Source organism: Lactobacillus sp. B4026 (genome assembly GCF_026535825.1).
GTDB lineage: Bacteria > Bacillota > Bacilli > Lactobacillales > Lactobacillaceae > Lactobacillus > Lactobacillus panisapium.
Map to the genome: position 1 here is coordinate 133,362 of NZ_JAFNPD010000003.1, position 23,204 is coordinate 156,565.

Annotated in this window: 25 protein-coding genes; 23 read left to right on the forward strand and 2 right to left on the reverse strand. The window is 38.5% G+C overall.

All coding sequences use genetic code 11. From position 1 onward, the window contains the following. Window positions 1-211: 211 nt before the first annotated feature. The 11 genes from J3U69_RS03940 (at window position 212) to J3U69_RS03990 (ending at window position 10,512) form a co-directional block, all read left to right on the forward strand. On the forward strand, window positions 212-1,303 hold the full coding sequence (locus tag J3U69_RS03940) for a tyrosine-protein phosphatase (protein WP_220220613.1): 1,092 nt from the start codon (window positions 212-214) through the stop codon (window positions 1,301-1,303). Next, window positions 1,293-1,742: a PTS sugar transporter subunit IIA gene (locus J3U69_RS03945; RefSeq protein WP_267413098.1), complete on the forward strand. Its 450-nt coding sequence runs from the start codon at window positions 1,293-1,295 to the stop codon at window positions 1,740-1,742. Before J3U69_RS03940 ends, J3U69_RS03945 begins: the two co-directional genes overlap by 11 nt. Continuing rightward, complete coding sequence (locus tag J3U69_RS03950; protein WP_220220615.1) at window positions 1,723-2,199, forward strand: PTS system mannose/fructose/N-acetylgalactosamine-transporter subunit IIB; 477 nt, start codon at window positions 1,723-1,725, stop codon at window positions 2,197-2,199. The genes J3U69_RS03945 and J3U69_RS03950 overlap by 20 nt, the downstream gene beginning before the upstream one ends. After that, window positions 2,196-3,020, forward strand: a complete 825-nt coding sequence (locus J3U69_RS03955) for a PTS mannose/fructose/sorbose/N-acetylgalactosamine transporter subunit IIC (protein WP_267413101.1) — start codon at window positions 2,196-2,198, stop codon at window positions 3,018-3,020. The genes J3U69_RS03950 and J3U69_RS03955 overlap by 4 nt, the downstream gene beginning before the upstream one ends. After that, window positions 3,017-3,865 (forward strand): PTS system mannose/fructose/sorbose family transporter subunit IID, encoded by an 849-nt coding sequence (locus tag J3U69_RS03960; RefSeq protein WP_220220617.1) that lies wholly within the window; start codon window positions 3,017-3,019, stop codon window positions 3,863-3,865. The genes J3U69_RS03955 and J3U69_RS03960 overlap by 4 nt, the downstream gene beginning before the upstream one ends. A gap of 185 nt (window positions 3,866-4,050) precedes the next feature. Beyond that, entirely contained in the window at window positions 4,051-4,926 is an 876-nt protein-coding gene (locus J3U69_RS03965; protein ID WP_267413103.1) for a BglG family transcription antiterminator, read from the forward strand. A 2-nt stretch (window positions 4,927-4,928) separates the two neighbouring features. Further along, window positions 4,929-6,800: a glucose PTS transporter subunit IIA gene (locus tag J3U69_RS03970; protein WP_267413105.1), complete on the forward strand. Its 1,872-nt coding sequence runs from the start codon at window positions 4,929-4,931 to the stop codon at window positions 6,798-6,800. Between the two features lie 165 nt (window positions 6,801-6,965). Further along, window positions 6,966-7,466 (forward strand): PTS sugar transporter subunit IIA, encoded by a 501-nt coding sequence (locus tag J3U69_RS03975; RefSeq protein ID WP_267413106.1) that lies wholly within the window; start codon window positions 6,966-6,968, stop codon window positions 7,464-7,466. Window positions 7,467-7,475: 9 nt separating this feature from the next. Next, window positions 7,476-8,321, forward strand: coding sequence for a PRD domain-containing protein (locus J3U69_RS03980; protein ID WP_267413107.1), 846 nt, complete (start codon window positions 7,476-7,478; stop codon window positions 8,319-8,321). Further along, window positions 8,314-9,729, forward strand: a complete 1,416-nt coding sequence (locus tag J3U69_RS03985; protein WP_267413108.1) for a PTS transporter subunit EIIC — start codon at window positions 8,314-8,316, stop codon at window positions 9,727-9,729. Before J3U69_RS03980 ends, J3U69_RS03985 begins: the two co-directional genes overlap by 8 nt. Window positions 9,730-9,747: 18 nt before the next feature. Beyond that, window positions 9,748-10,512 (forward strand): ChbG/HpnK family deacetylase, encoded by a 765-nt coding sequence (locus tag J3U69_RS03990; RefSeq protein WP_267413109.1) that lies wholly within the window; start codon window positions 9,748-9,750, stop codon window positions 10,510-10,512. 319 nt (window positions 10,513-10,831) lie between these two features. Here the strand turns inward: J3U69_RS03990 and J3U69_RS03995 are convergent, their stop codons facing one another. Next, entirely contained in the window at window positions 10,832-11,422 is a 591-nt protein-coding gene (locus tag J3U69_RS03995; RefSeq protein WP_220220618.1) for a hypothetical protein, read from the reverse strand. A 235-nt stretch (window positions 11,423-11,657) separates the two neighbouring features. Between J3U69_RS03995 and J3U69_RS04000 the strand changes: the two genes are divergently transcribed. The 9 genes from J3U69_RS04000 (at window position 11,658) to J3U69_RS04040 (ending at window position 19,000) form a co-directional block, all read left to right on the forward strand. After that, entirely contained in the window at window positions 11,658-13,796 is a 2,139-nt protein-coding gene (locus J3U69_RS04000; RefSeq protein ID WP_267413111.1) for a BglG family transcription antiterminator, read from the forward strand. Further along, window positions 13,753-14,205 (forward strand): PTS sugar transporter subunit IIA, encoded by a 453-nt coding sequence (locus J3U69_RS04005; RefSeq protein ID WP_267413113.1) that lies wholly within the window; start codon window positions 13,753-13,755, stop codon window positions 14,203-14,205. Before J3U69_RS04000 ends, J3U69_RS04005 begins: the two co-directional genes overlap by 44 nt. Window position 14,206: 1 nt before the next feature. Continuing rightward, window positions 14,207-14,485: a PTS sugar transporter subunit IIB gene (locus J3U69_RS04010; RefSeq protein ID WP_267413116.1), complete on the forward strand. Its 279-nt coding sequence runs from the start codon at window positions 14,207-14,209 to the stop codon at window positions 14,483-14,485. A gap of 14 nt (window positions 14,486-14,499) precedes the next feature. Beyond that, window positions 14,500-15,765 (forward strand): PTS ascorbate transporter subunit IIC, encoded by a 1,266-nt coding sequence (locus J3U69_RS04015; protein ID WP_267413118.1) that lies wholly within the window; start codon window positions 14,500-14,502, stop codon window positions 15,763-15,765. A 10-nt stretch (window positions 15,766-15,775) separates the two neighbouring features. Next, window positions 15,776-16,408 carry a ketohydroxyglutarate aldolase gene (locus J3U69_RS04020; RefSeq protein WP_267413119.1) on the forward strand — a complete coding sequence of 211 codons (633 nt, stop codon included), beginning with the start codon at window positions 15,776-15,778 and terminating at the stop codon, window positions 16,406-16,408. 2 nt (window positions 16,409-16,410) lie between these two features. After that, window positions 16,411-17,022, forward strand: coding sequence for a KpsF/GutQ family sugar-phosphate isomerase (locus J3U69_RS04025; RefSeq protein WP_267413121.1), 612 nt, complete (start codon window positions 16,411-16,413; stop codon window positions 17,020-17,022). 14 nt (window positions 17,023-17,036) lie between these two features. After that, complete coding sequence (gene dapA, locus J3U69_RS04030) at window positions 17,037-17,924, forward strand: 4-hydroxy-tetrahydrodipicolinate synthase (protein WP_267413123.1); 888 nt, start codon at window positions 17,037-17,039, stop codon at window positions 17,922-17,924. A gap of 118 nt (window positions 17,925-18,042) precedes the next feature. Further along, window positions 18,043-18,387: a hypothetical protein gene (locus J3U69_RS04035; protein ID WP_220232676.1), complete on the forward strand. Its 345-nt coding sequence runs from the start codon at window positions 18,043-18,045 to the stop codon at window positions 18,385-18,387. 256 nt (window positions 18,388-18,643) lie between these two features. After that, entirely contained in the window at window positions 18,644-19,000 is a 357-nt protein-coding gene (locus tag J3U69_RS04040; RefSeq protein ID WP_267413124.1) for a hypothetical protein, read from the forward strand. 147 nt (window positions 19,001-19,147) lie between these two features. On the opposite strand, the gene J3U69_RS04045 is transcribed toward J3U69_RS04040, so the two are convergent. Next, entirely contained in the window at window positions 19,148-19,909 is a 762-nt protein-coding gene (locus J3U69_RS04045; RefSeq protein WP_220220627.1) for a DeoR/GlpR family DNA-binding transcription regulator, read from the reverse strand. Between the two features lie 204 nt (window positions 19,910-20,113). On the opposite strand from J3U69_RS04045, the gene ulaG reads away from it, so the two are divergent. From ulaG to J3U69_RS04060, 3 genes are read left to right on the forward strand one after another with little or no spacing between them, the layout of a single operon-like run. Further along, window positions 20,114-21,187: an L-ascorbate 6-phosphate lactonase gene (ulaG, locus tag J3U69_RS04050; protein WP_220220628.1), complete on the forward strand. Its 1,074-nt coding sequence runs from the start codon at window positions 20,114-20,116 to the stop codon at window positions 21,185-21,187. Window positions 21,188-21,222: 35 nt separating this feature from the next. Next, window positions 21,223-21,699, forward strand: a complete 477-nt coding sequence (locus J3U69_RS04055; RefSeq protein ID WP_220220629.1) for a PTS sugar transporter subunit IIA — start codon at window positions 21,223-21,225, stop codon at window positions 21,697-21,699. Between the two features lie 5 nt (window positions 21,700-21,704). Next, the gene (locus tag J3U69_RS04060; RefSeq protein WP_220220630.1) at window positions 21,705-23,201 is read left to right on the forward strand and encodes a PTS ascorbate transporter subunit IIC; all 1,497 of its coding nucleotides are present in this window, start codon (window positions 21,705-21,707) and stop codon (window positions 23,199-23,201) included. Window positions 23,202-23,204: the final 3 nt, after the last annotated feature.

The window sequence follows — 23,204 nt, forward strand, 5'->3', positions numbered from 1 at the left end:
AAAGTTCGCTGCATGATAAGTGGGCAATTTTGACCAGGTTAAAATGATTTTTAGACTTTTCTAGGGCATAGCGCCATAATTACAGCCAATTTTATCTTCCCAAAACATGGCATATTTTAGGCTAAAATGAAAATTATTTTCTAAAATGTAATATTGCGTAAATTATTTTCTTGTAGTATTATCAAAAATGAAAGGGGTATCAAACAGCAAAATGAAAAAACAGCCATATATATTACCACGAATTTGGATGAAACGTGATGACGATCAATTAACAATTAAAATATTAAATTGTCCGAAAAAAGAATACCAATTGTTTATCGGTGATACGCCAAATAAGACCGCCATTTCTACATTACTAGCAGTTAGTGCTAATGGCGAGTTTAAGGTGGAAGTCCCACGTGAACAATTACCAAAGTATTTTATTATTAAGGCCTCTGATGAAAGTTGTGGCACTAATTTATTTGCGGAACGGGTTTTACCGTTAAAAAATGCGATTAATGTTCGCGACATGGGTGGTTACGAAGCAAACGATGGTCGCTTTTTAAAGTGGGGTCAATTATTCCGTGGCGATCAACTGTCAAAACTAGATGAACAAGATCAGAAAATATTGACCAATTATCATCTGCAAACGATTGTTGATTATCGTTCCCCGCACGAGCGGCAATATCATCCCAACCATTTTTTACCAAGTATTTTGCAAGTATTAAATTGTGATCCGCAGTCAAGTTTTTCCGAAGCGGCGGCTAATGTAGTTGACCTGCAGGGCGAAAATGAAAAGCTGGTGCAATCGCTTAAAAATGGTGAGGTTCCGGAAAAATATATCAATGATCGCGGCGAAAACGTTATTGCAAGCTATCAAGACCTAGTGACCTCCCCGGTTGCGCAAGAAGCTTATGGTCGAATGCTCAAAGCAGTTGTGCGAAGGGAATGTTTACCTTTGTTCCATCATTGCCGCGGGGGAAAAGACCGAACTGGATTTGGCTCCATGCTTATTTTGCTCTTATTGGGTATAAAAGAAGATGAGATTGTCAAAGATTATATGCTGACTAAGACGATCAGAAAAGAACGTAACCAGCTGAAATATGATCTTTACCGAGAATTAGTTCAAAAGAAATCATACCTAGATTACCTAATGGCTATGATTGATACACGAGAATCTTACATTAAAGCGGCAATTGCGAAGATCTTTGCTTTATTTGGTACTCCTGAAAACTATTTTCAACAACATTTTGGTTTAACAATGGCGGAAATTACCGCCGCACGAGATTTTTATTTGGAAGAGGGGATTCATTATGACAGATAAAACTGCAAAAGTAGCAGTAATTTTAGCAAGTCACGGTTATTTTGCTAAAGAAGCACTGCATAGTGCAGAAATGATAGTTGGTAAACAGGATAATTGCGCCTATTTAGCGGTTACTGAGGACTTAAATCTTCAGCAGGCAAAAGAGCAAATGGAAGAAATGTTTACCCAGCTTGATACAAGTAACGGCACGGTGATTTTATGCGATATTTTAGGCGGAACGCCTTCGAATGTTAGCGGTACTTTTTGTCTTGAAAAAGAGAATACCTTAGTTTTAAGTGGTTTAAATTTACCGATGCTGCTAGATTTATTTACCAACCGGCAGCGCAGTCTAGATGAACTAGCCGAGTCCCTTGAAAAATCATATAAGATGGGCTTTCAAAATATTTCAGCAAGATTTAAAGAAGAGGAGCAGGAAGAAAATGGCAGTGGAATTTTGTAGAATTGATGACCGCTTGATCCATGGTCAAGTTGTAACAACCTGGCTCAACGTTAAGGAAATTGAACAAGTAATAATTGTTGATGATGCGGTAGCTAAGGATAAGATTCAATCAAATGTTTTAAAAATGAGTGTGCCGCGCAATGTTAAACTGCACATTTTTAGTACAGCTAAATTCTTAAAAATTGTCCCTAATAATCCAGTAACACGCAGAACAATGCTGCTTTTTGCTTCACCCTTTACCGTGGAAGATATTGTGGCAAGCGGCTACCAAATACCTAAATTAAATATTGGCGGTATTCGTGGTAACGATGAGCGTAAGCAATATACTAAAGCCGTCTTTTTGACTGATGAAGAAAAGCAGGCACTAGAAAAATTGCTGTCTCAGGGCGTTGATATTGAAATTCAAATGGTTCCAAGTGATGGAGCAGTAAAACTAAGCGAGGTCTTGCAAAAATGAAAGTCTTTATCTTAACGGCTTTAGCTTTTCTTTTGGGAATTGATGATGTTAGTACCAAGATGTTTCGCAGGCCGCTATTAATTGCACCAATTGTTGGTCTTATTTTAGGTAACTTACAGGCTGGATTAGTCATTGGCGCTACGCTTGAAATTATGTGGATGGGCATTGGTGATGTCGGTGCATATATGGCACCAGACATAATTACGGGGACCATGATTAGTACTTCGCTTGCCATCATGGGCAATAGTAATGGCTCAATTTCAACAATGGTGGCAACCGCAATTACTTTAGCCGTCCCGACCTCAATTTTGGCCCAGCAACTTCTTGTTTTGATTGAAACGATTAACTGTTCTTTGAACGGTTGGGCTAAACGGCTTGCTGATAATGCTGATGTTAAGGGGACTTATTGGCTTACTTGGCCACCAGCACTGTTATATGGGTTCACAAGATCTTTTCCAACCTTTTTAGCTTTGCAATTTGGTGCCGGTGCAATTCAACAAGCGATTAATGATTTACCTAAGTTCATTATCAATGGCTTGAGCACTGCGGGCTCGATTATTCCAGCGGTCGGAATCGCTTTGTTAATGATGACAATGCTAAAAAAGAGTGAACTATGGATGTTCGTTATTTTAGGCTTTGTGTTGTCTTCATATCTCAAGTTAGATATTTTACCGATTACGCTCATTGCACTCGTATTCGCATTCTTGTACGAACGGGCAACCCGTGAGCCAGCTGCTAAACCGGCAGCAAGTCAGGCAGTGCAAGCAACTGGCACAATTACTAGTGACAGCGATGAAGATGAGGAGGATTACGACTTATGACGGAAGAAAAGCTGACTGCACCGGAGCATAAATTAAACAACCGTGACATTTGGCGGATGTTTATGCGGTTGAATACAATGCGCATCACGCTTAACTATGAAACGCTGCAAGGAGTAGGCTTTATGCGTGCCATTGCTCCGGCTTTGGCTAAAATTTATCCTGATAAAAAAGATTTGTCCGAGGCGATGAAGCGGCACCTGGTTTTCTATAATTCTCATGTCAATTTTGATGCAGTCATTTTGGGATTATCTGCGGCCATGGAAGAGACAACGCCACCTGACGAAAAGGATGGTATCAACCCCTTAAAAACAGGGCTGATGGGTCCGTTGGCTGGTTTAGGCGACAGCCTAATTAAATTCACGTGGCTGCCAATTGTTGGAAGTATCGGTGCTTCGATTGCTTTTGGTGGCAGCATTTTTGGCCCAATCTTAATGTTTATTCTTTATAACGTGATTAACATGGGCGCGCGTTATTATGCTGTGTCGTTTGGTTATAAAAAGGGAATTGACTTTTTAAATAATAACCAGCAAAGTGACGTTATTCAGCGCATTTCAACGATGGCAAATGTAGTCGGGTTGATGGTCGTTGGAGCATTAATTTCAACGGTTATTAAAGTCAAGACGCCATTAAAAATTGTGGTGCACTCTAATGTTTCAAGTAAAGTCGGTGGCAATGTAATTAGTTTGCAATCGATGTTTGATAAAATTATGCCGGGTTTGCTAAGCTTGCTAGTGACAGTGGCAGTTTATTATTTGCTAAAAAAGACCAACGGCAAGCATGCGGCTTTACTTATTATTTTGATGATGATTATTGTTGTTGGACTAACGTATTGCAAGATTCTTTAATAAAAGTCAATGGCAATAAGTACTACCTGAAATCTTTGAAAGTGTTTACAATAAAAGATTTAAATGGTATATTTGTACTAAATAAGGACGTTACTTTTAGGAAGGCGTTACTTACAGTTTTTTACCTAATTAAACTGTGAGTAGCGCCTTTTTTTCTGGCGTTTATTACAAAAGAGGTGATAAATTTGTGGATTTTAAAGAATAATTTGAATAATAATGCAATTTTGATTACGGACCAAGCGGGAAATGAACGGATAATTCTTGGTAAGGCAATCGGTTACGGGAAGAAAATTGGCAGTACTGTTGATTTACAGCAAGCTCAAATTGAGCAAAATTACGTAATTGTCAATCACGAATCAGTGAAAGCCTTTCAGGAACTAATTAAAAGAATTGATGCGGCGAGTATTGAATATGCCAGACAGATTATTCAGAAAGGCGAGCAAGTGTTAAACCTAAAATTTAATGACATGTTGTTATTAACGCTATCGGATCATATTAGCTTTATGCTCAAAAGAGTTAAGCAAAACTTACAGTTTAATGCTCCCTTAGAGTGGGATGTTAAAGTAATTTACCCTGAAATTTTTGATTTTTCTGAATGGGCAGTTTCATTTTTGCGTGAACAAACTCATCTTAATGTGCCTCACTCGGAAGTTACTTATATTGCTTTACACCTTATTAACGCCAATTTTGCAATTAATGACATGGATACGACAATCTCGAGCACTAAAATTATTGAAGAAGTTTTAGCAATTGTTGCAGAGTATTACCACCAAAATGTCAAGGAAGACTCTTATAGCTTTAAGCGTTTAGTTAATCATTTAAGGTATTTTGTTTTGCGTGAGTTAAATAATGAAACCCCGAATTCAAAAAATTCAATTTTAAATGTAATAAAAATCAAATATCAGCAAGATTACCAGTGTGCTGTAAAAATTAGGGATTTTCTGCAACAAAAATATCAGTGGCAAATAGGAGATGATGAAATGTTATATCTGACGCTCCATTTAAATCAGTTATCACTACTTAATCATGAAGATCAAAATGAAGAAAAGAAGTTGAAATAAAAATGAAGAAAATTGAACAGGAAGCAAGTACCATTTTGAATTATGTGGGTGGAACAAGTAATGTCACTAGCCTAGTTCATTGTGCAACAAGACTTCGTTTTGTACTTAAAGATAATAATAAAATAGAAAAAGATAAGTTAGAAAAATTACCTAGCGTTTTAAGCGTAGTTTTAAGTGGTGGGCAATGCCAAGTAGTTATCGGCCCAAATGTAACAGATTTTTATGATGTCATTCAACAGGAATTAAAAGCCCAAGAACCAAGTAATGAAAACGAAGAAAATAAGAAAGAAAAGTTTTCTTTAACGAAGGTAATTTCGGGCGCCTTTTTGCCATTGATTTCAATCATGGCGGGTGCTGGCATGGTAAAAGCTTTATTAACGGTATTAGCCACACTGCACTGGCTGTCACCTACAAGCACATTGTATTTGGTCTGCTCAGCAGCTGGTAATTCTGTATTCTATTTTCTCCCTATTTTTTTAGGAGTAACTTTATCTAAACAATTTAAGGCTGATCCATTTGTTGGCGGAGCATTGGGTGCAGCTTTATTGGAACCCAATTTTACCGGCTTGATTGGTAAACATGGGTTAAAACTGTTGGGACTAGGACTAGAACCAATCGATTATTCGATGACGGTTTTTCCTATTTTTGTAATTATTGCGGTTTATGTCTTACTTGATAAACTGCTTAAAAAAATTATTCCCCGGCAATTACAATTGTTTTTGAATCCAATGATTTGTTTATTACTATTGGTTCCAGCAACAGTTTTAGTATTTGGTCCATTCGGTACCAATGTTGGTAATTGGATTTCAGCAGCAATTATGTGGCTATTTGGGAAGAGTCGCTTGATAGCAGGTCTTGTTTTAGGTGCCGCCTATCCGTTTTTGACAGTTTTAGGATTACATTGGGGTTTTACACCGATAACGTTACAAAACCTAAAAAGTGTTGGTGGAGATGTCGTTGAGGGTGTCAATGTTTGTGCTGTATGGGGACAAATCGGGATTGCATTAGGAACATTTCTGTATACTCTTCATAAAAAAGATAGTACTAAATTGCGTGAAGTATCTGGCTCTACAGCGGTAACAGGAATTTTTGCTGGTGTTACCGAGCCAATTTTATATGGTCTAATCATGCAATCCAAGCGCTTAATGATTATCACGGCAATTGCTGGCGGAATTGGTGGTGCTGTGAGTGGATTATGTCATGTCATGATGACATCGTATGTTTTCCATAACATCTTTTCGATTTTTATGTTGTCTTATAAACCGATTGGTTCAATGATAATGAGCTCTGGAATATCTTTAATATTAGGTATCATTTTGACTTACTTCTGGGGCTTTAAGAAAGATGAGGTAAATTCAGCTAAAGTAGCCGCAGATTTAATGCAAGCTGCCAATAAGGACCAAAAACCTAAAGCAAGTAGTCCATTAATTATTACCTCTCCGTTTGCAGGTAAGGTAATTGATTTGGCTAGTGTGCAAGATAAAGTTTTTGCAAGTAAAAGTGTTGGCAAAGGTCTGGCATTTATTCCAAATTCAAATCACGTTGTGGCTCCATTCAATGGTCAGGTCATTACAGTATTGCCAAGTCAGCATGCCATTGGCTTACGTGGCGAAAACGGTGTTGAAGTTCTCATTCATATTGGTTTAGATACGGTTAAATTAAATGGAAAATATTTCAAGATGCTAGTAAAAAATGGCGAACGAGTCAAGCAGGGACAGGAACTTTTAATAGCAGACTTAAAGCAAATCAAAAACGCCGGTTATGTACTAGAGTCACCAGTAATTATTACCAATCCGGAGCAATATCAGATTGAATTTAATGTCAAAGCAGGCGATCTTGTGCAAGAGCAAGACCAAATTATGACGGTACAGTAAAACTTAAAAAGCGCTTGCATAAAAATAACGATTAGTTATAATAAGAGATATAAATCATTAAAAATGGATTGTTACTCTTTGAGGCATTACCAGTAAGAGAAAGTATGTAAAGTACTTTCTAGTTGGTAATGGTCGCAAAGAGTTTTTTGTTTTGGAGGAGAAATCTTGTTTGGATTATTAAAAAAGCACAAACAAAAGTTAAGCGTTGTAGCACCTATTAGTGGAGTCTTTACTGAACTTGAGCGTGTTTCTGATCCTGTTTTTGCTCAAAAATTAATGGGTGATGGTTTTGCAATAAAGCCGCAGCCAGATGAAAGCGTTGTTTATTCGCCAGTCGAAGCTAAAGTAGTTTCACTCCCTGAATCTAAACATGCGGTTGGGCTCGTAACCGGTGACGGTGATGAGGTACTGCTTCATATTGGAATTGATACGGTTAATTTGAACGGTAAAGGATTTACAACATTAGTTAAGCTGGGCGACAAGGTAAACAAGGGCCAGGAACTGATTGAACTCAACCGGCAATTTTTAACTGCAAAGCAGGCGGATTTGACCACTATTGTTGTTTTAACCAAATTAATACCAGAGCATCAAAATTGGCACTTTGTTAAAACATTTGGCACGCAAGTAACAAGACAAGAAGATATAATCACGCAGTCAATTGATTAGGAGCACTAAATGCAAGTTATTAAAAAAATCAATAATAACGTGGCAATTTGCTTAGATCAAAACAATGACGAATTGGTAGCTTTTGGCAAAGGCATCGGTTTTCCGGCAATGCCTTATAAACTGACAGATTTGCGTAAGATCAGAATGACTTTTTACCGCATGGATACCCACAATTTTAAGTTAATCCAGGAATTGCCAGCAAATATATTGGATATCAGTGCCGAGATTATTCACGAGGCACAAGTTGTTCTTAAGCACGATCTAAATCCAAATATTTTGTTTAGTTTAGCGGATCACATTAATTTTGCGATTGAGCGGGCTAAGCAAAATCTTAAAGTTGAGTACCCTTTTTCCTATGATATTCAGGCGTTTTATCCGCAAGAATACCATGTAGGTGAATTAGCAGTGAAATTAATTAATCAAAAGCTGAATGTCAAACTACCACCGGAAGAAAAGATTGCCATTGCAATGCATTTCATTAATTCACAGATGGTAACAACATTGCAGTTAAGTGAAACTAGTTTTAATTCAATTGCTGAAATGGCCGTCAAAGAGGTGGAAAAGCAATTTGGTTTAACTGTTGACCGTAAATCGTTTATCTATAACCGTTTTGTTACCCACTTAAGGTATTACTTAAAGCGGCTAGAAAGTAAAAAGCAAATTAATGATGGTTCAAGCAAATTAATTAGAACAAGCTTTAAACAAAGTTACCCCAAGGTTTATCAGTGCACGGTAGATATTGTTAATCAGATTGATGGGCAGTTGCACACGACTAGTACGGATGATGAAGTTTTCTATTTAATGATTTATGTTCAACGAATGATTGTACAGGCAAGAGGAGGACAGAATGAGTAAACAAATAAAAGAAATGGCCAGACAAATTATTCAAGATATCGGTGGAAGTGGCAATGTTGTTAGTGTAACGCACTGTATGACTAGGCTTCGCTTTAATCTAAAGGACATGAGCATCCCGCAAGATGAAACAATTAAGCAGATTGCTGGTGTTCTCGGGGTGGCCCGTTCGGGAGGCCAATATCAGATTATTATTGGGCAAACAGTTAATGAGGTTTATGATGCGGTGGTTGCTGCTGGTAATTTGAATCAGTCAGCTCCAGTTAATGAACAAATCACCGAAGACCTGGGAACGAAAAAATGGACGTGGAAAAGTGTTGGTAACACAATTTTAAACAAAATTGCTGGCAGTTTGACACCGCTAATCCCCATGTTAATTGCAGCATCAATGTTTAAGATGCTGGTGGCAGTTTTGGGGCCGACAATGCTAAATGTGATTTCAGTTAAAAGTGACTTATACCAATTATTCAGTTTAGTAGGTGATGCCGGCTTTTACTTTTTCCCAGTGGCGATTGGTTATACCGCTGCTAAGCAATTTGCTGCTTCGCCAATCTTGGGGATCTTTTTAGGCGCAATTATGCTTGATCCCGGCTTAGTTAAAATTGTGGCTGCAGGCAAACCATTTACGGTTTACGGCATTCCCATGCACTTAACTAACTATGGTAGTACGGTTGTACCTATTCTGCTATCAGTTTGGATAATGTCTTATGTTGAGCGTTTCTTTAATCAGAAGATTCCGGCATCACTAAGGACAATTTTTGCACCTACCTTGACGATTGCCGTGATGTTGCCATTATCATTATGTGTATTAGGGCCATTAGGTGGTTTTTTAGGCGAATATGTTTCAAAGGCCATTATTTCTTTTGGACAATTAGGCGGAATAGCAGCAATTATTGGTGTTGGCTTGATTGGTGCACTATGGGAAATTCTAGTTATGACTGGTATGCATTTGGTATTGATTAGTGCAATGATTACAATCGTTGCCCAAACTGGGCATGATAATTTCATTATGCTTGGTTCGATTGCGGCAAGTATGGCAGTTGCCGGAATGAGTTTAGGAGCTTCACTGCGAATCAAAGATAAGCAAGAAAAGTCATTGGCATTAAGTTATTTTATTGCTAATTTTATTGGTGGTGTTACCGAGCCGGGACTGTATGGCCTAGCGATAAAGTATCGGCGACCATTTTTGGGGATGATGATTGGCGGCTTTGCAGGTGGCATTTATGCCGCAATAACACATGTTTCGGCATATGTTGTTGTTCCGGTTGCTAATTTTATGTGTTTAAGCGGCTACGTTGGCGGCTCAACGGCTAACCTAATTAACGGCGTGATTAGTGGCGCAATTGCACTAATTGTTGCAGCAATTGCGACTTACATGATAGGCGTTGAACCTAAAGCAAAATTGCAGTAAAGATAAGGAGAGAATGAGATGCATAATTTAATTATTAGAGCTGACGATTTAGGTTATTCTAAAGGCGTCAATTATGGTATTTATGAAAGTGTCAAAAACGGTGTAATCAATAATGTTGGCGTCATGGTCAATATGGCGGATACTTTGCACGGCTTAAGCTTATTAAAAGGGCTCGACTTTGATTTGGGGATGCACACGGTAATTTGTGCGGGTAGCCCTTTGACTGACCCGGCATTAATTCCTAGTCTGGTAACGGCAGATGGTAAATTCAAGCCTTCAAAGGCCTACCATGAAACTGACCATGATTTAGTAAATTTGGATGAAGTAGTTTTAGAAATTGAGGCCCAGTATCGCTATTTTTTGAAAATTGTTGGTCATAAGCCGGCTTATTTTGAAGCCCATGCAGTTTATAGTGATAACCTGCTCAAAGGCTTGGCAATTGTTGCTAAACGGCATGATTTACCATTGTTACCATTTGACTTAAACTTAGATCCAGTTAAGTTTAAGAAGAAAACAACGATCACGACCTTTATGGATAGCATGAAAAAGCATTATGATCCTTATCGCACCTTTACTAAAGCGGTTGAATTCGCCCGAACTCACGCTGAAGACGATGTTCCGATGATGGTCTGTCACCCGGGTTATCTTGACCAAAGTATATTGCAACAATCTAGTTTGACAACGCCGCGCATGCAAGAAGTGGATTTCTTATGTGATCCGTGGATTAAGCAAGAAATTGAAGATAACCAAATTCACTTGGTTCGTTATTCAGAACTAAATTAAAGTATGTTTGCGTGACTACGAAATTTGGCAAATAAAAACTCCGACGAGTAATTTACTCTCGGAGCTTTTTAGTCTTTACTATTTAATTTACTTAGATTAATGATTTGTCCTAGGACTAATTGAATATTAACTAAATAAAAAGGCAATGCAGTATGTTTAGATAACCGCAAACCGTGATAAACACGTCGAACCTGTAAAAACATGAACTTGCAATACTAAAGAAGGTGACGTCCCTTTACCTCTTATTTCTTACAGCTTTCACTTTAGCAGTTTTATCAAGTCGGAAGGGCACTTTAGCCTTCATATAGCAAGGTGTTTACTAGTCTTCCCACTTGCATAAAGTATATCCCTGATTAATTGCCTGTTGCAGCGTCATTTTTGTAATGTTGCCGTTAGCTGGTCGCAGGCCACGGCAATTAGGACTAAAGTGATATCTTCTGCCAGATGTAGGAGCAACATATACGGTCCGACTGTGATGGTCACTTGCGGCAGCTTGCTCTTTTTGAGCTTTTTGCTGCTTGCGTTGCTGTTGTCTGCGCTGCTTTTTTTGTAATTTAAGTTGTTTTTGCTTTTGCTGTCTGATAGCGGCTAGACGCTTTTGCTCAGCTTTTTGTCGTTGTTTTCTTTGCCGCTTTTGAGCATCTAACCGTTGCTGCTTCTTTCGTTCACGTTGCTTTTTTGCGGCTAATTGCTTTAGCCTTTTTGTTTGCTCTTTTTTCTTAGCGGCTAGTTGCTTACTTTTGGTTTTGGAAGCAGCCGTACTTTTTTGTTTGACTTGAGCAGATCGTGGCTCGGCTGGGTGGCTAGCAGCAGATTCAGAACTGCTCCTGAAAATATTAGCCGTCAAGATTACGATGACTGTTAATATCCAGAACCACCACTTCTTATAAAATGGTTTGTTAGTTTGCATAATTTACTCCCCTTTTAGATAACTGAAACCATTTTAAATAATCAAACCAGATATAGAAAATAATGTTGTGAAAATTCACTCATAAAATAATTACTTAGACCAATTATCCAAAATAAACGGGTAATTGGTCTTTTGGTGCAAGAAATTGTAAAAAGCTGCAGTTTGCTTAGTGCAGTCACTTACATTGGATTGCAGTTATTATCTAATTGAAAAGAGGAAAGCAGGTGAGAAAACCTTGTTATATCACGAATATTTGCTATTAAAAATATTGTTAAATTCAAACTCACTGTTGGGAATCGATCAGATTGTTGCCCAGCTTCAAACTACTAAGAGAACAGCTTATTCGGTAATTAATGGTGTAAATGTTTGGCTTGAAACACATGGCCTTGATCCGTTAATGGTTGTGCGTACTCATGGCTATTATATTCAGCCAGCTGAAATTAAGAAGGTTAAATCGTGGCTTAGTTGGGATTTGGAAAATGGCAAGATTAAGTTGCCACCACCTGCGCGAATTGCGGTAATTGAATTCACTTTGCTATGCAAAAAAAATCCGGTCACGTTGCAATACTTAAACGATTTAAATGGGGTAACAACTAGAACAACTCGTAGTGATCTTGCGCAAGTTAAAGCAGAAATTGAAAAAAGAAACTTAACCCTAAGCCTGCATGAGCATGGCTACCAAATAACTGGCTTAGAAGAGGAAAGCAGAAAATTCGCTGTCCAAAAGCTAGCCAATATTCAGGACACAATTGTTTATGACAAAATCGCGGGGTATCTTGACTTGGATACTAAGGATAAGCTGCAAATTGAGCAAATGCTCTTAAGTTTGGAACAAAATTCGGGCTGCTATTTAACGGATGAATCAATTTTTCAAGTAAAAGAATATATTTGCTTTGCCATAACTAGGTACCGGCAGGGACACTATTTAACACCAATTGGCCAAACGCAACGGCAGCTGGCGGATGAATCTAGTGAAACCAGTACTGCTGTTAGAAGTCTGTTGTCGCACTTGGGCGTTTCAGACCAACATTTACAGGCTGAGAGTCAACTACTGTTGAAAATTATTGATTCTAGGCAGATTAGCAAGACCAGTAAAAAAATTAGTTCACAAAAAATATCACAGATAGCAACAGAGATCATTAGAAACTTCTCGGTTATTTCTGGAATTGATTTAGTTAATAGTTCGAATTTACAAAAAGCACTGACAACGCATTTGATTGCAGCCAAAAGACGGGTCGAAGATAATGTGCAATTTTTAAATTCGAGTCTGATTAACGTTAAAAGCAAGTATCCGGAGATTTATTTTTTAACTAAAAAAGCTGTTTATCCTTTTGAACAATATCTAAATCAGTCACTGACTACAGATGAAATTGAACTGATTGCCATCTATTTTGGCGGTGAAATTGAGCTGCGAAATCATCTAGCCGATCAAGAAGCGCGTAAAAAAGTAGTGCTTGTCTGTGGTAGTGGAGTTGGCACATCGCGTTTGTTGAAAATTCAGTTGGAACAGTTATTTCCAAAGCAGCTGCAGATTAGCGTTGTTACCAAACAAGATTACGAGGAACTTGCCAGTCTTAATGCAGATGTAGTAATTGCAACCTTGCCTGTAACTAGCAAGGGACCACCAATTATTAATATTAATCGCATTTTAACGGATTATGATTTACAGACGATAAAGCAATCTTTGCTGGCACAGCCTAATGATTCTGCTACTTTGCATAATTCGCCAGCAGTAAAGACAACGCAAGTGTTGGATATTGTGAGCGAGTTTGCCCAAGTTAAGGATTTTCCCGGACTTACAACTGCGTTACAGAGTTATTTTGCTAAACGCGGTAAACCGGTTAAGAAAAAGCAGCCTTTTTTACCTAGTCTTAGTGAACTGTTGCCATCAAACCGAATTGTTTTCACGACTAAGCGGTGCACGTGGCCAGAAGCCGTTGAACTTGCTGGTAAATTATTGCAGCGCGATCAAGTTATAGACGGACAATATGTGACTAAAATGCGGCAGCAAATCGATCGGTATGGGCCTTATATGCGAATTATGGATGACGTAATGCTGCTTCACGCTAAACCGGATCAACCATGTAAGTATTCGCGCCCGGGGATGAGCTTAGTTTGCTTTAAGTACCCGGTTGATTTTGGCCAACAAGTTAAAGCCAAATATGTGTTTAGTTTATATGCACCGGCGGGCCAATCGCACTTAAAGGCATTAACGCAATTGACGGAAATTTTTTCTAAGCAAAAATTATTAGAGCAATTTAGAAATTCAAGAACAGCAGCCGAGTTAGATCGCTTGTTCAGTACAGTTATGAAAGGAGATGAGAAAGTAAGTGACGCCGCTAATAATGCCGGAGCTAGTTCAACTGAATGTTGATGTCAAAGACTGGCGGGATGCTATTTACCAATCGGGTGCCCCACTTGTTAAAAAGCACTTGATTACTAAAAATTATTTGGATAGTGTCATTAAAATTGCCGAAGAAACCGGACCATATATTGTTTTTATGCCTCATGTGGCGTTGTCACATGCCAAAACGGAAGATGGCGCACTGGGAGATGGCATTGGGTTAACGGTTTTGAGAAATCCCGTCCTGTTTGGCAATAAAAGCAACGATCCAGTTAAATATATTTTTACTTTAAGTTCGCTTAAGCCTGATGGCCACCTAGAGCAGATGGCTCGGTTAGTTAATCTGCTATCCAAGAAGGACTTTTTTCAAAGAGTAGCACAAGCAACTACTGTGCAAGAAATTATTAAAGTTATAGATGATATTGAAGGAGAAAAATAAGATGAAAAAAGCAATTATTACGTGTCGTGCAGGCATGGGTACAAGTACAATGCTAACGGTTCAGGTAAAAAACGTTGCTAAGAAAAATAATTGGGAGCTGGAAGTTAATCACACCAGTCTTGATGGCGTTGACAGCTTTAATGGCGACTTTATTATTGCCTTGAGCGATGTCGCGGATGATCTCCGGGCCAAAAGAAAAGATATTCCAATTGTGGGGATTAAAAACATGATGGATCAAGATGAAATCACCCAAAAATTGGCACCGTTAATGGAAAGTTAGAGAGGTGGAATTGAATGTTAAATTTTATTATTAGTTTTCTGAGTCAACCAGCCGTATTACTAGGTTGTGTGGCGTTTATCGGTCTAGTTGCACAAAAAGACAAGGATTGGACAGATGTAACTAAAGGAACAGCTAAAACCGTAATTGGTTTTTTAATCTTTGGTATTGGCTCAAGTACATTAACTGGCGTTCTACAGAATTTTAATGTTCTCTTTCAATCAGCGTTTCATATCCACGGCTTGATTGCATCACCTGAAGCCGCAACTGCGGCGGCGCAGACTAAGTACGGCTTTGTAGTTGCCTTAATTTTAATTTTGGGCTTTGCAATGAATATCGTGTTTGCCCGAATTACGCCGTTTAAAAACATTTTCTTCACGGGCCAGCACAGCTTATATTTTGCTTGTGTTTTAGGACTGGTTTTGAAGTTTAGCGGACTCAGCAACACTTGGGCAATCATTATTGGAGGCATTATCTTAGGACTTTGTGCCAGTGCCTTACCAGAGCTTTGCCAGCCGTTTATGCGAAAAATAACGGGTAATGATAATCAAGCGATTGGTCATTACAACATGTTTGGTTACGCCTTGTCAGGAGCAATTGGCTTATTATTTAAAAAACATCAAGATGAAACTACTGAAAACTTTAAGTTGCCGAAGTCATTATCAATTTTTAAAGACTTTTTGATGGGGCTGGCAATCGTAATGCTTATCCTATTTTATTTTTCAGCTTTAGTTGCTGGCCCGGTAGTAACTGGAAAATTGGCAGGACCTGTTGATTGGCTTGTTTATCCGTTTATTCAGGCAATGACCTTCACGGCAGGAATGGGCGTATTAATGTATGGTGTCGGCATGTTCTTAGAGGAAATCACCAATGCGTTCGTAGCGATTTCAACTAAATTTATCCCCGGCTCGCGGCCAGCGCTTGATGTCCCAACTGTTTTCCCATTTGCCCCAACCGCTGTTTTGATTGGCTTTGTTAGCTCATATGCAGCTGGATTAGTTGCAATCGGAATTATGGTTCTTTTGCACAGTCCGATTATTATTATTCCGGCAGCACATATTTGCTTTTTCTCTGGCGGAACTGCTGCTATCTTTGGCAATTCAACCGGTGGCTGGCGTGGCGCCATTGCAGGTTCGTTCGTAGTTGGGCTGCTATTAGCTTTTCTGCCGTTAATTTTAGTTCCCGTCTTTCAGCAGATGGGAATTAATAGCTCAACATTTCCAAACATCGACTATAATATCGTCGGCTCGCTGCTCCACGGCATTTTACAGTTAGTTCATTAGAGGTGCTTAAATGTTACAAAAAAATAGTTATGTTCAGCAAATTAGCGACTTAAATATTATGGCCGTAGTAAGAGACACCCCTGAAGAAACATTAAGAATTGCGCAAGCTTGTTTAAAAGGAGGCGTAAAAGCAATTGAAGTCAGTTTTACGGTGTCAACTGCTTTACGGTCTTTGACAAAAATCAGTGATGAATTGCCGGAAATGGTTGCTTGTGCCGGCACGGTATTAGATGCGGCAACCGCCCGTTTAGCTATTCTTAGTGGGGCAAAACTAATTCTGTCTCCGGCTTTTAGTCAGGAAGTAGCTGAAGTGTGCAATTTGTACCAAGTTCCTTATGCTCCGGGATGCAACAGCATGACTGAAATTACCACGGCTTTACGTGCCGGTGCTTCTTTTATCAAAGTATTCCCCGGTTCGACTCTAGGCGGAACTAAAGAAATAACGACAATTAAAACACCGATTCCGTTTATGCCGCTTCTTGTTTCTGGGGGAGCCACACTAGCTAATTATCGGGACTTCCTGCTTGCTGGAGCTGACTGTGTAAGTTTTGGCTCAGCTTTAACAGGTGACTCTGAAAAAATAACCAAAAATGCACTGTTGCTAAATAAGATCTTGAGCAATTTTCGAATAGACAAGAGGTAAAAATGGATATTATTACTAATATTTGTGCTGTGGTTAATGATGAAGCAACCGCTTTAAAGCAAGTTGAAGCAAGCATCAGGCATAATAATGAAGATTATCTAGAACTAGTTAAGCAAATTATTGCCTTAAACGGGCGACTGATATTTACCGGTGTGGGTAAGTCTGGTCATATTGGACGAAAATTAGCGGCAACATTTGCGAGTATGGGAACACCAGCATTTTTTGTTCATGCCACTGAGGCAATGCACGGTGATTTAGGCATGATTACCCCTAATGACTTAGTAATTGCTATTTCAAATTCTGGTGAAACAAAAGAAGCAACCACTGTCATTGCGCCAATTCACAGAATAGGTGCAAAGGTGGCCGCTTTAACTGGTAATAAAAACTCGTTACTGGCACGGGAATGCGACTATTTAATATTGGTTCATGTTGCGCGAGAGGCAGATCAGTACAATTTGGCGCCAACCAATAGCTCAACAGCCGCTTTAGCCGTAGGCGATGCTATTGCGTTAACAGTTGCAAAGGCTAAAGGATTTTCCGAAAAGGACTTTGGGATGTTGCACCCTGGTGGCAGTTTAGGTAAGCGATTGGTTCAAGAAGGCGTAATTAAGTAAAGCAGGAGGTAATAATGTTTAAAGGAATTATCACACCAATTGTCACGCCGTTTAACCGTGATCAAGAGCAGTCACTTAATTATCCAGCGGCCCAAAAGCTAACCGATTACCTAATAAAGGCTGGTGTTAGTGGGATTTTCGCATTAGGAACAAACGGTGAATTTCATGTTTTGTCACGGCAAGAAAAAATTGCATTTACAAGTAAAATTGTTCAATTTGTTAATCATCGTGTTCCTGTTTTTGCAGGAGCGGGTGCTTGTTCAACACATGAAGCCATTAGGCTTGCAACAGAAATGGCGCAAGTTGGCGTTGACGCTTTATCTGTAATTAGTCCGTATTTTATCAGGCCAAGTGCTAAGGAATTAATAGGTTATTATCAAGAGATTGCAGCAAGTGTTGATCTGCCAATTATTTTGTACAATATACCGCAAAACACTGGGTACAATCTTCCAGTTAGTGTAGTTAAAGAATTGGCGAAAAGTGAGAATATCGTTGGTATTAAAGACAGTAGCGGTGATTTAGAGCTGCTTAAACAATACCAAAGTATTGCCTGCGCAGCGGATTTTCAAGTATTAATTGGTTCTGATTCAAAAATTTTAGATGCTTATCATTACGGCGTGCGAGCTGCAATTGCAGGCACAAGCAACCTAATTCCGCAGATTTTAGTTGCCTTGGACCACGCCCTAAATGAGCAAAGGCAAGAAAAAGCACAGGAATTGCAAGAGAGTATTTCTGTTTTGCGTGCGGCACTTAAATTGGGGACGGTACCGGCTGTTTTGAAAAGAGCACTAGAACTAGCCCAAATTGCGGAGGTTGGCCCTGCCCGAAAACCGGTAGCGGAAACTACTCCCCAAGTTGATGACCAAATAATTGCAATGCTTAAGTTTTATCACCTATATTAATAAATACCGTTAATAAAAAATCATCTTGCAAAAACTATTTTATTGTATTATTGTATTGCATTGATACTGATGAAAATATCTGTATCTAGCAACTATAATAATGGTATGGGGTGATTTTATGGAGTTAGGGCCAATATCAGAATGGGTAACTGCAGTAGCAGAGATCGCTGCTGTCTGTGTAGCACTTTTTTTACCAGTTTATGATAAGAAAAAAGAAAAAAATAAGAGAACACGTAATATGAAGGCTATTTTTGGTTATTTAATCAAAAAAGCCTTGGATGAACATGATACCTCTAACTTGGAATCTTACTTTAAAATTGGCTATTTAATTATCGATAGTGACGATGATAAGCAGGTTTATTCAATGGTTCAACATGCGATTGAGATTTTAAAGAACGAAGATATTCCGCAAGATAAGAAGACCCAAGATATTACAAAGGTGTTGGAATATTTAAAACACTAGATAAAGTAAAAATTCACTTAGTTCGTATAACTAGGTGAATTTTTTAATAGTAAGTATTTTGCTTTTGGATAAATAATTAGCCAGAAGTGCTTGAGCCATATTTTTAGCTTGATTATCTTTTTAAGCTTGCTTTATTAAGCATAAAGCCTTATGTTTTTAGTAAAAGTTAACTATTCATAGCACAAAAATTGTTGGTAAATGAAATATAGCAATTTAGTTCAATGCTGATTTTTAAACCAAAGTGGGGTGAAAGCTAATGCAAGCCGGGCAACAACTATTCATAAACATTTTTCAAGCTGGCCAATTAGTTTTAATAATTGGCGTAGTAATTGCAGCTTTTTACGTTAAAACACATGAGCGAGAAATCTATAGTAGGCCAAGGCTCTATCCTAAAAAGATTGAATTATTCTTATCTTGTATACCTTTTTTAGTTCCATGGGCTGCGTTAATTGGTTACTTTATTTTTCCACTAAAAGCTGATTTTTCTGTTTACGTCAAGCGTGTACTAGATGTTTGGCCATTAATCATACTCTGCATAGTTTGGACACTAATTATGGTTTTAGCAATCCATCATGATTTGAAACTACGGAAAAAATATGGCGGTGACCCATAACCAGTAGGAGATAAATAAAAAAGAATCTGAGACTTACTACCAAAATATCTTTTAACTAAAAGCAGAAATCCTATTAAATCAAGGTTTAGCAATACCGAAATTTAATAGGATTTTTTGTTTAGAAGACTTTTTGCTCAGACTCTTTTTTTATAACTGAACTTGGACTACCTGAACACCAGCTTTGATGAATTCCGTAATTGTTTGACTAGGTGTAAAAGAGTCGGTAATTAGTAAATCAATGTCTTCTGCGTGACCAATGGTGAAGTTCGAAAACTGACCAAATTTGCTGTAGTCTGCAACCACAATTAGCTTGCGTGAATGCTTAATAATTGCCTGGTTAACTTTGGCTTCTTCGATGAAGGGAGTTGAGATGCCATGCTCGAGACTTAATCCGGCGCAACCAATAATTGCCCAGTCGGCGTAAATTTTTAGGAACGGATCAACTGCTAGATCACCGCTCATAATCATTTTGCGACTGATGTTGCCGCCACTAAGGATAATTTTGCTGTTGCTGTTACGCATATCGAGATTGCCAGCATAGCCATTGTTAGTCAGAATATTGACGTCTTTTTGCAATAAATAAGGAATTGCTTCGAAAGCAGTTGTACTTGAATTAATGAAAACCCAGTTATGTTTTTCGATGTGACCCGCTGCTTCTTCACCGAGTCGCTTTTTGATGTAACTGACAGAATCGGTAAAAGGCACTTCTTCAGGTTTGACCAGCGAAACCGTCCCTTTATCCTGAATGATTTTGCCTTGATTAGCTAAATTACTACAATCTCGCCGCACAGTCATGATTGATACGCCCAGTTTTTGACAAAGTTCATCTAAGGAGATGTTTTTTTGATGATTGAGCAAGTCAATTATTTTTTTGCGCCGATTTTTGATTACTTGATATGAATTTTTCATTTTGAGCTACCTATAACCTCTTGAATAACACTTGTTGATTATGAAAAATATCATAAAACCAATTAATTATCAATAAATATTGATGTTTTTTGCTAAAACACCATATAAAACATTATTTATCATTTAATATGGTTGAAAGCGTTATCAGATTAAAATATAATTACCATGAAAACAAGCTTAAAGGAAAAATTTTAGGAGGAAAACATGACAAATCCAACGAATATCAATCAAGTTACACCAGAAGTCTTTGCGGAAAATAATTTTCCAGAATGGGGCACTTTTTTAAATGAACAAATTGCAGCTAAAAAGGTCCCTGCAAAATCATTTGCAATCTGGTGGCTAGGCTGTATGGGTACTTGGCTTAAGACACACGAAGGAACAAATATTGCGATTGACATGTGGAACGGTACCGGTAAACACACTCATGGTGACGGTAAAATGCGCAAGGGTCACCAAATGATGCGGATGACTGGTGGCGAAGCAATGCAACCAAATCTTCGTAATAAACCTTATGTCATTGATCCATTTGCAATTAGAGATTTAGACGCACTTTGCGTGACGCATACACACCATGACCATTTGGATATTTATACTGCAGCTTGCGTTAACAAGTTTTGTCCGAACGCTAAATTTATTGGCCCGCAAGGCGTTGCCGATGAGTGGGAAGAATGGGGTGTTCCCGCTGAAAAAATTACGGTTGTCAAGCCCGGTGATGAAGTTAAGGTTGGTTCCGTAACAATTAAGGCTTTAGAAGCATTTGACCGGACTGAACTGGTAACAGAAGATGACCCTAACGTAAAGCTTGCCGGTACTAAACCAATCGAAATGGCTAAAGTTGCCGTTAACTATTTAGTTGAAACTTCAGGCGGCAATGTCTACCACTCGGGTGACTCACACTATTCCAACACATTTGTTAAGCATGGTAATGAAAATAAAATTGACGTTGCTTTATGCGCATATGGTGAAAACCCACGCGGTATTACCGATAAATTGGATGATTCCCAAGTTTTAAGAATGGCTGAAGCACTTAATACAAAGGTTATCATTCCAATGCACTATGACATTTGGAGTAATTTTTACAGTGACCCAAAGGATATTTTAGCTCTTTGGGATCGTAAGAGATACCGCTTACAATATCAATTTAAGCCATATATTTGGCAAGTCGGTGGTGAATTTAACTTCCCACAAGATAAGGACAAGTTTGAATACATGTATGATAGAGGATTCCATGATGCCTTTAAGAATGATCCAGATTTGCCATTCCCAGAGTTATTATAATTCACTTTTTGGTTAATTATCTGGTAGGAGGAATCATGTTACGTTATTTTTTTGAAAATCATCTGATTAATATCAGTCAAAAGCATCCCCAAAATTGGCAAGAAGCCATCAGAGTCTCCGGGGAAGTAATGAAGGCAAATAACCTTGTTACCGATAAATATATTGATCAGGTCATAGAAGATGTCAAGCAATATGGGCCATATATTGTAATTGTACCCGGAGTTGCAATGCCCCATTCACAAGCTGATAGTTCTGGGGTTTTAGGGACTGGTATTGGTCTAACGATTTTTGAACAACCGGTTTCCTTCGACCAAAATGATCCAGAAAAAGACGCTCAGTTGTTCTTTATGCTAGCTGCCAAAGATAATGCTACCCATATGAAAAATATTGCTAATTTATCTAACTTACTAATGGAAGATGGCATGATTGAAGACCTGTGTCACGTCAAAAATCTTACCGATTACCAACAAGTCATGGCTAAGCATGACGAAAGTAAAGAAAAGAGCAGGTAAAGAAAATGCAAAATATTTTGAATGTCTTACTAGCTATTTGGAGTTACTTCGCCACGAACGTATTAAATCAACCAGCCTTTATGATTGGTTTTATCGTTTTGATTGGTTATATCTTAGAGCACAAAAAGTGGTACGAAGTATTATCAGGCTTTTTAAAGGCAACTGTTGGGTATTTCATCTTAGCTGCGGGATCAGGCGGGTTAGTTAATACTTTCCGTCCCATCTTAGTCGGCTTAAAAGACCGTTTCCACCTCAGCGCCATGATTATTGACCCTTATTTTGGTCAAAATGCGGTTAACGCGGGAATCATGCAGCGTTTTGGCCGGTCATTTGCGGATACAATGCTGCTATTATTATTTGCTTACATTATCAATATTTTATTGGTGCGATTTTCTAAATACACTAAATTACGGGCGGTTTTTACGACCGGTAATGTCCAAGTTCAACAGGCAGCAACAGCGTTTTGGTTAATTTTATTCTGTTTTCCAAAACTGAACCGCTTTTCAATTTTAGCAATTATGAGTTTAATTCTTGGCCTTTACTGGGCTGTTGGTTCCAATTTAACCGTTGGTATTACGCAGGAACTAACTGATGGTGCGGGTTTTGCCGTTGCGCACCAGCAAATGTTCGGAATATATTTCTTCGCTAAATTATCAGAGATTATTGAAAAGCACGCGCTAAAGAAAAACCAAAATAAAAATAAACGGCTTGAAGATATTAAATTGCCAAGTTTCATGTCAATCTTTAATGACAACATGGTTTCAACTTCTATCTTAATGTTGATTTTTATTGGTGCAATTCTGGTAGTCTTAGGACCTGATTATTTGATTAAAGCGCACTTTATGCAAAAAGGGCAAAGCTTCATTTTTTACATCTTACAGACTGCTCTACAATTTTCCGTTTATCTTGCAATCTTACAGCTCGGCGTTAGAACTTTCGTTAATGAACTAACGGAATCCTTTACCGGTATTTCTGACAGATGGCTACCTGGGGCAGTTCCTGGTATCGATGTTGCTGCAACACTGGGTTTTGGTTCCCAAAATGCACAAACCATTGGTTTTATGTTTGGTGCACTAGGTCAGTTTACGATGATTATTTTGTTGTTAATTTTCCACTCACCAACCTTAGTCATTGCTGGCTTCATTCCGTTGTTCTTTGACAACGCTGCTATCGGCTTGTATTCCAATAATCGCGGCGGCTATAAATGTGCAATGATCATGCCGTTTATTTCCGGCCTGATTCAAGTTGCCGGCTCGGCATTAATTGCTACCTGGGTTGGCATGGCTAAATACGGTGGTTACCTTGGCATGTTCGACTGGGCAACAGTTTGGCCATTCTTCACTGTCGTCATGAAATACTTAGGTTACTTCGGTGTCGCACTCATTATTATCATGCTTTTGGCAATACCACAGCTGCAATACCGGGCAGATCCAGAAGGGTACTTCTTGATTACCGAAGATTATCCAGAATGGCAAAAATTAAATGATAAAGAAAACAATTAGAAA

Bases quoted from the DNA above. Each gene is read 5' to 3' on its own strand.
- J3U69_RS03940 (WP_220220613.1), top strand. From the start codon at position 212: ATGAAAAAACAGCCATATATATTACCACGAATTTGGATGAAACGTGAT.
- J3U69_RS03945 (WP_267413098.1), top strand. From the start codon at position 1,293: ATGACAGATAAAACTGCAAAAGTAGCAGTAATTTTAGCAAGTCACGGT.
- J3U69_RS03950 (WP_220220615.1), top strand. From the start codon at position 1,723: ATGGCAGTGGAATTTTGTAGAATTGATGACCGCTTGATCCATGGTCAA.
- J3U69_RS03955 (WP_267413101.1), top strand. From the start codon at position 2,196: ATGAAAGTCTTTATCTTAACGGCTTTAGCTTTTCTTTTGGGAATTGAT.
- J3U69_RS03960 (WP_220220617.1), top strand. From the start codon at position 3,017: ATGACGGAAGAAAAGCTGACTGCACCGGAGCATAAATTAAACAACCGT.
- J3U69_RS03970 (WP_267413105.1), top strand. From the start codon at position 4,929: ATGAAGAAAATTGAACAGGAAGCAAGTACCATTTTGAATTATGTGGGT.
- J3U69_RS03980 (WP_267413107.1), top strand. From the start codon at position 7,476: ATGCAAGTTATTAAAAAAATCAATAATAACGTGGCAATTTGCTTAGAT.
- J3U69_RS03985 (WP_267413108.1), top strand. From the start codon at position 8,314: ATGAGTAAACAAATAAAAGAAATGGCCAGACAAATTATTCAAGATATC.
- J3U69_RS03990 (WP_267413109.1), top strand. From the start codon at position 9,748: ATGCATAATTTAATTATTAGAGCTGACGATTTAGGTTATTCTAAAGGC.
- J3U69_RS03995 (WP_220220618.1), bottom strand. From the start codon at position 11,422: ATGCAAACTAACAAACCATTTTATAAGAAGTGGTGGTTCTGGATATTA.
- J3U69_RS04010 (WP_267413116.1), top strand. From the start codon at position 14,207: ATGAAAAAAGCAATTATTACGTGTCGTGCAGGCATGGGTACAAGTACA.
- J3U69_RS04015 (WP_267413118.1), top strand. From the start codon at position 14,500: ATGTTAAATTTTATTATTAGTTTTCTGAGTCAACCAGCCGTATTACTA.
- J3U69_RS04020 (WP_267413119.1), top strand. From the start codon at position 15,776: ATGTTACAAAAAAATAGTTATGTTCAGCAAATTAGCGACTTAAATATT.
- J3U69_RS04025 (WP_267413121.1), top strand. From the start codon at position 16,411: ATGGATATTATTACTAATATTTGTGCTGTGGTTAATGATGAAGCAACC.
- dapA (WP_267413123.1), top strand. From the start codon at position 17,037: ATGTTTAAAGGAATTATCACACCAATTGTCACGCCGTTTAACCGTGAT.
- J3U69_RS04035 (WP_220232676.1), top strand. From the start codon at position 18,043: ATGGAGTTAGGGCCAATATCAGAATGGGTAACTGCAGTAGCAGAGATC.
- J3U69_RS04040 (WP_267413124.1), top strand. From the start codon at position 18,644: ATGCAAGCCGGGCAACAACTATTCATAAACATTTTTCAAGCTGGCCAA.
- J3U69_RS04045 (WP_220220627.1), bottom strand. From the start codon at position 19,909: ATGAAAAATTCATATCAAGTAATCAAAAATCGGCGCAAAAAAATAATT.
- ulaG (WP_220220628.1), top strand. From the start codon at position 20,114: ATGACAAATCCAACGAATATCAATCAAGTTACACCAGAAGTCTTTGCG.
- J3U69_RS04055 (WP_220220629.1), top strand. From the start codon at position 21,223: ATGTTACGTTATTTTTTTGAAAATCATCTGATTAATATCAGTCAAAAG.
- J3U69_RS04060 (WP_220220630.1), top strand. From the start codon at position 21,705: ATGCAAAATATTTTGAATGTCTTACTAGCTATTTGGAGTTACTTCGCC.